Raw genomic sequence first — 9,752 nt, forward strand, 5'->3', positions numbered from 1 at the left:
TAGGTTGATTTGAGTTTATATAACCAAACCTACATGACTTCTTAATTATTGAATTTCCAGGCGACATAATCTCACCTTTTCTATAATATTAGCTCCCATTTTTTCATAGAAGTTAATACCTTGAGAGTTATTAATATTTACAGTCCAATCAATTCTACCACAACCAGTTTCTTCAGCTATTTGATACAGACGAGTTATTAAAGCTTTACCAATTTTTTGACCTCGGTATTCTTCTTTTAAATACAAATCATCTAGCCAAATTCCAGGTTTAGCTAAAAATGTAGAATAAATTCGATGATAACTAGCAAAACCTACAGGTTTACTCCCCACTTCAGCTAATAAAATTGAAGTGAGAGGATTTCTGCAGAATAAATCTTTATTTAGTTGTTCGCTTGTGGCTTTGAGAGATTCGGGGCAGCCGTCAAATTCTGCTTTTAGATAAAGCAATTCCATAATGGTTTTTATGTCAGTGGGAACTGCGTCTCTGATTAGTATTTCTGTTTTAACCATAATTTTTAGACGGCAATTTTAAAATAATTAATTGCTTACTTACTTCAGACGAACTGCCAATTTTTACCCGAAAAATTAACTATTATTTTCTACTTTTTCTGCATGGCGATCAGGATGTTTATCAATATGAAGTTGACCGCCGACTGCCCAATTTTCTCGACTAAATTCGTCGATATGAATTGTCACCCACTCTCGTTTTGATCCTAAAGTAGAAACAACTGAATCAGTTACAGCTTTTGCTAATTTGCGTTTTAGTTCAACGGAGTGACCGTCGGCAATTTGAATTGTTATAAATGGCATAATTTTTTCCTCTTTCCTAATTGATGAATATATAAAGTATAAGAGATTGTTTGTAAAGGAAATATAAAAAGGAGATAGGGAATAGGGAATAGGTAGGAAGAAATCAAGACAAATATTTGTCGCTTAAAAATCTAGGAATATATGTACTGAATACTTATATATCTATCTTCTTTAAATCCCTTGAAGTATTAGCACTTTTAGATTTTAGTTACTCGTATGCTCTCTTAATAATTATTTTACAAACAGTCTCTAAGTAAAAAAAAGTAGTTTTAAAACACTGACTGGTGACAGATTTTTCAAACTATAGCAATCAGGAATGATTTATGAGATATTTCAGAACAATTAAGAACGCTCAAAATCCTTCAATATTCTGACTCCTGACTCCTGTCTCCTGACTCCTAACTACTACTAAAATCTCACAACTGAAATATGATTGCTATATTATCCTTTTTTCCTCATTTCATATTAATGCTTAATACACTACCTTCTTCCTTCTTACTTCTTCCTTCTTCCTTTTTAAACAACCGACCATATTTATAATAGGCAGCACAAGAACCTTCGGAGGAAACCATGCAAGTACCGATAGGATTTTCTGGAGTACAAGCGGTACCAAATACCTTACACTGCCATGGTTTCAACACACCTTTAAGAATTTCCCCACACTGGCAAGCTTTAGCATCAGCAACTTTTTTGTTCGGCACACAAAATTTGACCTCAGCATCAAAATAGGCATAAGCATCAGTAATCTTTAACCCAGACTCAGGAATTTCTCCTAAACCACGCCACTCAAACGCATCTCGCACTTCAAATACTTTGCCCATTGCTTCCAGTGCTACCCTATTACCGCTTTCTTTCACCACCCGACTATATTGGTTTTCCACCTCACAACGACCTTCTAACATTTGCTGTAGTAACATCCAAATAGATTGCAAAATATCCAGAGGTTCAAATCCTGATACAACCAAAGGTTTCTGATATTTTTCGGAAATTACGCGGTAGGGTTCGGTACCAATAACCATGCTCACATGACCAGGCCCAACAAAACCTTGCAATTCTAAATCTGGGTTACTCAGTAATGCTTCTAAAGCAGGTACAACCAAAACATGATTACTGAAAACGCTAAAGTTGAAAATATTTTCTGCTTCTGCTTGCAAAATAGTTAAAGCAGCACTGGGGGCAGTAGTTTCAAAACCCAAACCAAAGAAAATAACGTCTTTGTCTGGATTTTCCCTAGCTATTTGCAAACTATCCAGGGGCGAATAAACCATCCGAATATCTGCACCCTGAGCTTTTGCTTGCAACAAACTTTTTTGGGAACCCGGCACCCGCATCGCATCCCCAAAAGTTGTAAAAATAACGTTTAATTTTTCTGCCAAAGCGATCGCGTCATCTAATCTACCCCTGGGCATGACGCAAACCGGACATCCAGGGCCATGTATTAGTTCAATATTATTAGGTAAAACTTCCTCAATGCCATACTTGAAAATAGAGTGAGTGTGACCGCCACAAACTTCCATTATTTTTAGTGGGTGTTCCGTGCTGTATCCTAATTTTTGGCTGAGTTTATCAATTTCTTTTATTAAACCTTGAGCTTTTTGGGGGTCGCGAAATTCTTTAACGTATTTCATATCAGTTATCAGAAATAAATATAACAATATGTTGGGTTTTGTTTCCTCAACCCAATTTACATCAGTTATCAATTATCAGTTATCAGAAATAAATATAACAATATGTTGGGTTTCATTTCTTCCACCCAACCTACGTTTTAATTCATTACCGCAGCAACTTCCTGCAATAATTTCAAAGTTTCTGTTGCTTCTTCCTCATCTAAACGGTTCATGGCAAAACCCACATGAACTAACACCCAGTCGCCAATACATGACTCGACCGGATGTTCTTCATCAACTATGCAAGCAATATTTACCTCTCGTTTCACCCCACTAATACTAACTATTGCCAACTTCCTCTCGGCATCAGTTATTTCCGTAATTTGACCGGGAATACCTAAACACATTTTTATTTTTATTGATTTTATTTATTAAATTTATTAAACTCTTAAACCTTTTTCCTTCTCCCTTAATTTAGCAGCAGCGATCGCTACTTGACCCAGAGATAAACCACCGTCATTAGGTGGGACTTGACTGTGAGTCAACACTTCCAAACCCATTTTAGTTAGGCGATCGCTCACTCCTGCAAGTAACAATTTATTTTGAAATACTCCTCCAGTCAAAGCGACTTTATTAAACTCACAACTCTGATGAAATTCAGCTACCATCTCAGAAATAGCGATCGCCAATCCTTGATGAAATTTAGCTGCCATCAGAGCCGGAGTAGCACTTTGTTTTGTATCTATCAGTAAGGATTGCCACATCGGCTGTGACAACAGATAAGTAAGAGGGAATTTACTATCTGTATGTAAATTTAACATATTAAATTGATAACCCTCGATTTCTTCAGCATCATTTAATAAATACTCTGTTGCCAAAGCCTCTAAATTTATGGCAGCTTGGCCTTCATAGCTACAAGATTCTCGGCAAATCCCAATAGCAGCAGCCACCGCATCAAATAAGCGTCCGCAAGAAGAAGCCACAGGAGAATTAATCCCTTTTTCCAGCATTTGATTCAGCGTGGCCAGAGGTTTTGTTTGGAAAAAATTAAATAATTCTAAATCTTCGTAATCCTTAAGAAAGTCTAAGCCAAAAGCAGCAACTAAATGGGCATAAGTATTTCGCCAAGGTTGATAAATTGCCTGTTCGCCTCCAATCATTGCCACAGGTTTAAAAGTTCCTAAACGTTCAAACCTGCGATAATCTGCTAATAAAAATTCTCCGCCCCAAATAGTTCCATCTTCCCCATAACCCAATCCATCTAAAGCAATTCCTAAAACTGGCTGACAATCAATATCTAATCCATTTTCTGCCATACAAGCTGCGACATGACTGTGATGATGCTGCACTTCAATTATTTTTAAATCATTAGCAGCAGCCAAATCTTTACCTAGTTTTGTTGATAAATATTCTGGGTGTTTATCCACAACAATTATACTCGGTTCTGCCTCCAATAAACCTAAAAAAAGATTCAAAGTTTTTTCATAAGCTGTAGCAGCCAAACTATTTTCCAAATCCCCAATATGTTGAGACAAAATAGCTTGTCCATCCCGCAACAAACAAAAAGTATTTTTTAACTCACTTCCCATTGCCAAAATAGGAGGAATATCGGCAAATCCTGGAGGCAAATTAATCGGGGCAGGAGCATAACCACGGGCACGACGTAATACTTGAGGCACTTCCTTAATAACTCGCACCACAGAATCATCAACCCGATTAAAAATAGGGCGATTATGTATGAGAAAATAATCAGCAATTTCTGATAGTTTCTCTCGCGTTTCTTCGTTATCAATACACTGAGGTTCATCAGAAAAATTGCCACTTGTTAATACTATGGGAACATTTAAACGACGCAATGCTAAATGATGGAGTGGTGTATATGGCAACATAAAACCCAAAATATTTTGTCCTGGTGCAACACTGGGTGCTAACTGTTGCGCAATAGTTTTTTCCAACAACACAATGGGAGCAGCAACACTTTCAAGTAATTTCTGTTCCGTTGCACTAATACTGCAATATTCAGAAATCACATCAATATCTCGCGCCATCAACGCCAAAGGTTTATCTGGGCGACGTTTGCGAAGACGTAATTTTTGCACTGCTTCCTCATTAGTGGCATCGCAAGCAAGATGAAAACCCCCTAAACCTTTGATAGCAACTATCATTCCTCGTTGGATGAGAGTGCATACCGCATCCACATCATCCAACATTGAGAACATATCGGCACTGACTGGTTTACCATCCGCTCTTTCTAACCAAGCTTTTGGTCCGCAAACATGACAAGCAGTAGGTTGAGCGTGGAAGCGACGGTTGAGGGGATCGGAATAGTCTTCCTGACATTCTGAGCAAAGATTAAAATCTGCCATCGTGGTGTTTTTGCGGTCATAAGGTAATTTTTTGATAATACTGAGGCGGGGTCCGCAGTGGGTACAGTTTGTGAATGGGTAGCGATACCACCGACTCAAAGGGTCGAATATTTCACTTTTGCAGTTGGCACAGGTGGCAGCATCGGGTGCTATTTGGGTACAAATGGTGTTATTGGTGCTGGCAGCGATGATAAACTCTGGGAAATTTGCGTTTTCCAGGGGGTGGCGCGTAATGGTTTCGATGTGGGCAAGTGGAGGGCGTTCAGAATGAATTTTTTCGATAAATTGGTTAATGGTAGAGCGATCGCCCACAACTTTAATTAAGACACCTTGTCCGTCGTTACTGACTTCACCGCGCAAACCCAATGTTTTAGCGATGCGGTAGACAGTAGGGCGAAAACCGACACCTTGCACAGTGCCATAGATGCGAATTTGTTCTGCTGTTTCAGACATGATGGATAAATTCAAAATTCAAAAGTCAAAATTCAAAAGTAAGATTTTAGAGGTTTTCAACCTCAAATTTCTCAAAAGATAGCAAATAGGTTCTATCATAACTGATAAAATTTGTTTGGTATGATGAGGTCTACAAAAATATGACATTTTAATGATGTAGTTGAATTAATCAAAGGTCTTTCGACAGATGAAAAGCAAGAAATTCAATTGTTGTTAAAACAATACATCCGGGAAGAAAGACGCGACAAAATTTATAGTAATTTCAAGTTAGCGCAAATTGAACAACAAAAAGGAGAACTGAAGTTTTTCTGAAAATGTTAACGAATTCAGGAAACTCATAGAGAAATAATTGTGGAATTAAGTTTTAGTTTTTCGTTTAAACCTGCCTTGAAAAAGTTTGATTTATAATAGTCAATAAAGTTTGTATGCTATATGTGCAAAATGATGAAATTCTTGTCAAGAATAAATTGGATATTCAACAGATTTTTCCAGCGTTGGAAATCTCATTTCTATGCAATTTTACCCCATCCCACTGAAGCTAAAATTTTGATGCTATCCGATGACAAAAATAGTTTTTTTCTACCCAATAGTTGTGTAAATGAAGATATACACCCTAGTGAATTTGCAACTATTCAAAAAGTAATAGAACAAGAACTGGGAATTTCGGCAAACATTTTATATTACGCTCATAATTATGACGATAAATCTAAATGTGAAATTCAAACTATATATGTACTGGAACATAATTATTTGAAGAAAGAGCTTATAGAAAAATTCAAAGATGCTTCTTGGGTTGACCTTGAAACTTTGAGAAACCTATCTCTAAAATTACCAGAACATAAATCAGTTATCCAAGAATATTTAACAGAAATTGGCAGTAATAAAATTCCTGAATTACGTCCACCTTGGGCTAGAAAAGGTTGGTTATACTCTTCCCAAAAATGGATTGAGGAGCAATTATTAGAATTAAATTATCAACAACTTTCTCCCGTAGAATGTATCAAAAGTTGGGGTATATCTTGTGTATTGCAGGTTAATACCACAGCAGGAAATATTTATTTCAAGCAAGCATCTACACTACCTCTTTTTTGCAACGAACCATTAGTCACAACCGAATTAGCAAATTTATTTCCCCAACATATTCCTACTGTGCTTAGTATAAATTCTGAGCATCACTGGATGTTATTAGCTGACTTTGGAGAACCTATTGGCAGAAATTCACCCATCAAGTTGCAAAAAGATATTTATCGTTTACTTGCTCAAATACAAATCAAATCAATTCAGCATATCGATCGTTTATTGAGTATCGGATGTTTAGACAGACGTTTAGAAAAATTATCAACTCAAATAGATGTTTTGTTTAACGATCAAAATATTCTATCTCAATTCAAAGAATCGGAAATTAAGCAGTTACAAACACTTGCTCCAAATCTGAAAAACTTATGTTCTCAACTGGCAGAATATAAAATTCCCCAAACATTAGTTCATGGAGATTTGCATTTAGGAAATGCTGCTTTGCATAACAATAAATATCTCATTTTTGATTGGACAGATAGCTGTATATCTCATCCTTTCTTTGATATGTTTCCACTATTTTTTATCCAGAATAAAAACCCTTTTTTCTCGCCCTTAAGCAGTTTGCGAGATGAATACTTAAGCCAATGGGAAATTTATGAATCAAAGTCACGTTTACTAGAAGCTTGGAAATTAGCCAAGCCCTTATGTGCTTTACATCATGCCGTTACCTATCAGCATATTACTGCCTGTTTAGAACCGAGGGCAAAACAGGAGTGTAATGCTCTTCCCTATTTTATGCGACAACTTTTGAAATGCAAAATTTAAGAATGGGATAATAATAGAGCGAAAACCAATACCTTGTACAGTGCCATAGACGACGGTCATTTGTTCTGCATATCTCAGAGATTCTAGATAATATTAATTGAGATTTTTGATTATCATAACTGATCGAGTTTGTATGGTGTGATGAAGTCTAGAAAATGATAATATTATTGTCTTGAATCAATTGACTATTCAACATATTTTTCCAGTGTTGGAAATATCATCTCTATGCAATTGTATTGTACTAGATTGTGGCCATTATACTATATTTTGGCCAGATGATAAGTTTTACTAAATGTTTCTGACTCAAGTCAAAATTACTATATACTAACTTAACCTAGTCAATCTTAAGCAATTGAAGGTAATATATTTAGGCAATTATTTAAAGATTGAAAAACATCAATGATACCTATGGATTTGTATATCGGATTTCATTAATGGAAAACTAACGTTGGCAGTGTATCTGATGACCGAAAGATCCAACGAGCAAGAGCGGGATCGACTCGAAGAATTAAGGTCTAAAACCATTGATGAGAATTCTTATCGTGAAATTCTAGAGATACTGGTTAATAAAGGTGTATATGCTGATTGTCTGGCTTACCTCAAGCATGAGCATAAAAGATGTAAGACGATGCTCTATTCTAAAGAGAAAACAGTACATCGAGACACGGTTGCCTCAATTCTAGTGAGAATCACCTCGAACAAGTTCCTATCACAGCTTAGAAAGAACATCCAAATGTTTAGCATTGGATGATCCTTTTTTAGAGTGTTTAAGAAACCGGGTTTGTGGGAAGTCAATGTTAGTATTGTAAGGCATTTGATACAAATCCGGTTTCTCTGCTTTTTTATACCAATACTACCGGATTTGATCTCATCCCTTGATTCAGCAACGCCGAAAATTACAATAGGAATGTTTTGAACAGATACAGATACAATATTAAAGGTATTCCTAAAATCTGAAAAGTTATGAACGACAAACTTAATAATTTAGTTAAATTATCCAAGCAGAGGTACAAAGAAGAACTTACTTCCGTTGAGCAAAAGTTATTAAAAGCTATTGTTACAGGAGAATTTGCTGATTATCAAGTTAAATCTCCAGAAGTTACTTTGCTTAAGGAACAGTTAGATTTAGAACTGTTAAAAGAACAATTAAAAAAGTTAGATGATGTAGAAAATTTAGAATATTTGGAAGATTTAGACTTAGAAAAGTTAAAGGAGTTAGAAAAGTCAGAACATCCAGAACAGTTAAAACAGTTATTAGCAGCGATCGCTAAAGAAAAGGAATTTAATAATCCAGCTACAGCAGAAACATGGGGAGAAAAGCGGATATTATCGGCTAAGTTTATTGAGTGGTTATGTACAGATGTGGAAGCTTTTAAATATTTTACTAATCATGGTTTACAGGTTTGTGGAGCTAAGATTTCGGGGGAATTAAATCTTGAGTTTGTTAAGTTTGAAAGTTTATTCTATTTCACAGAATGTGTTTTTACAGAAAAAATTATTCTGAGGGGAGCGAAGGTAGAAGAAATTAAGTTTGATGGTAGTCATGTTGTTGGTATTGATGCTGAATTGATAGAAGTTAGGGGTAGTTTATATCTGCACAATAGCTTTCAGAGTCAGGGTGAGGTAGATTTATCTGGAGCTACTATTGGTGGTCAAATTGATTGTATTAAAGGTCATTTTTCTAATCCAGAAGGAGATGCGCTCTTTGCTGAAAGTATGGAAGTAAAAGCTGATGTCTTTCTGAGAAATGGTTTCAAAGCTGAGGGTAGAGTCAGTCTATCTGGATCTACTATTGGTGGTCAACTTTCTTGTAGTGGAGGTCATTTCTCCAATAAAGAAGGAGATGCGCTCAATGCTAAGAATATAGAAGTCAAAGAATCTGTCTTTCTGAGCAATGATTTCAAGGCTGAGGGTAGAGTCAGTCTATCTGGAGCTACTATTGGTTTACTCGACTGTAGTGATGGTCATTTCTCTAATTCTGAAGGAGATGCGCTCTTTGCTGACAACATAAAAGTAAAAGCTGATGTCTTTCTCAGAGAAAGTTTCAAAGCTGAGGGTAGAGTTAGTCTATCTGGAGCTAATATTGGTGGTCAACTCGACTGTAGTGATGGTCATTTCTCTAATTCTGAAGGAGATGCACTCAATATTCAGAATATAGAAGTCAAAGGTTCTGTTTTTCTTGGTGATTATTTTAAGGCCGAAGGTAGAGTCATTCTATTAGAAGCTACTATTGGTGGTCAACTCAATTGTAGTGACGGTCATTTCTCTAATCCACAACGAGATGCTCTTGTTGCTCAGAGCATAGAAGTCAAAGGTCATGTCTTTCTTCGAGAAGGCTTCGAGGCTGAGGGTGAAGTCAGTCTATCTGGAGCTATTATTAGTGGTCAACTCGACTGTAGTAATGGTCATTTCTCTAATCAACAAGGAGATGCGCTCAATATTCAGAATATAGAAGTCAAAGCTGATGTCATTCTGAAAAATGGCTTCCAGGCTGAGGGTAGAGTCAGTCTATATGGAGCTACTATCGGTGGTCAACTCGACTGTAGTGATGGTTATTTCTCTAATAAAGAAGGAGATGCGCTTTTTGCTGAAAGTATAAAAGTCCAAAGTGGTGTTTTGCTGAAAAATGGCTTCCAGGCTGAGGGTAGAGTCAGTCTATATGGAGCTACTATCG

At 36.4% G+C, this 9,752-nt stretch carries 7 protein-coding genes and 1 pseudogene; 3 read left to right on the forward strand and 5 right to left on the reverse strand.

Annotation, left to right across the window (positions count from 1 at the left end):
* Positions 1–45: 45 nt before the first annotated feature.
* The 5 genes from ACP6PL_RS15885 to hypF form a co-directional block, all read right to left on the reverse strand.
* The gene (locus tag ACP6PL_RS15885; protein ID WP_426546232.1) at positions 46–510 is read right to left on the reverse strand and encodes a GNAT family N-acetyltransferase; all 465 of its coding nucleotides are present in this window, start codon (positions 508–510) and stop codon (positions 46–48) included.
* A gap of 75 nt (positions 511–585) precedes the next feature.
* A complete protein-coding gene (locus tag ACP6PL_RS15890; protein WP_426546233.1) occupies positions 586–810 on the reverse strand; it encodes a tautomerase family protein in 225 nt (74 codons plus the stop codon).
* A gap of 455 nt (positions 811–1,265) precedes the next feature.
* On the reverse strand, positions 1,266–2,438 hold the full coding sequence (hypD, locus tag ACP6PL_RS15895) for a hydrogenase formation protein HypD (RefSeq protein ID WP_426546234.1): 1,173 nt from the start codon (positions 2,436–2,438) through the stop codon (positions 1,266–1,268).
* 137 nt (positions 2,439–2,575) lie between these two features.
* A complete protein-coding gene (locus ACP6PL_RS15900) occupies positions 2,576–2,824 on the reverse strand; it encodes a HypC/HybG/HupF family hydrogenase formation chaperone (RefSeq protein WP_426546235.1) in 249 nt (82 codons plus the stop codon).
* A gap of 33 nt (positions 2,825–2,857) precedes the next feature.
* Positions 2,858–5,236, reverse strand: coding sequence for a carbamoyltransferase HypF (gene hypF / locus ACP6PL_RS15905; RefSeq protein ID WP_426546236.1), 2,379 nt, complete (start codon positions 5,234–5,236; stop codon positions 2,858–2,860).
* A gap of 168 nt (positions 5,237–5,404) precedes the next feature.
* Here hypF and ACP6PL_RS15910 point away from each other — a divergent pair.
* From ACP6PL_RS15910 to ACP6PL_RS15920, 3 genes and pseudogenes are all read left to right on the forward strand, one after another.
* A pseudogene (locus ACP6PL_RS15910) lies at positions 5,405–5,585 on the forward strand (hypothetical protein).
* A 92-nt stretch (positions 5,586–5,677) separates the two neighbouring features.
* Positions 5,678–7,078, forward strand: coding sequence for a phosphotransferase (locus ACP6PL_RS15915; protein ID WP_426546237.1), 1,401 nt, complete (start codon positions 5,678–5,680; stop codon positions 7,076–7,078).
* A gap of 963 nt (positions 7,079–8,041) precedes the next feature.
* Positions 8,042–9,752 (forward strand): hypothetical protein (locus ACP6PL_RS15920; protein ID WP_426546238.1); only part of this gene is annotated, 1,711 nt, incomplete at its 3' end.

The organism is Dapis purpurea BLCC-M126, from assembly GCF_050015975.1.
Classification (GTDB): domain Bacteria; phylum Cyanobacteriota; class Cyanobacteriia; order Cyanobacteriales; family Microcoleaceae; genus Trichodesmium.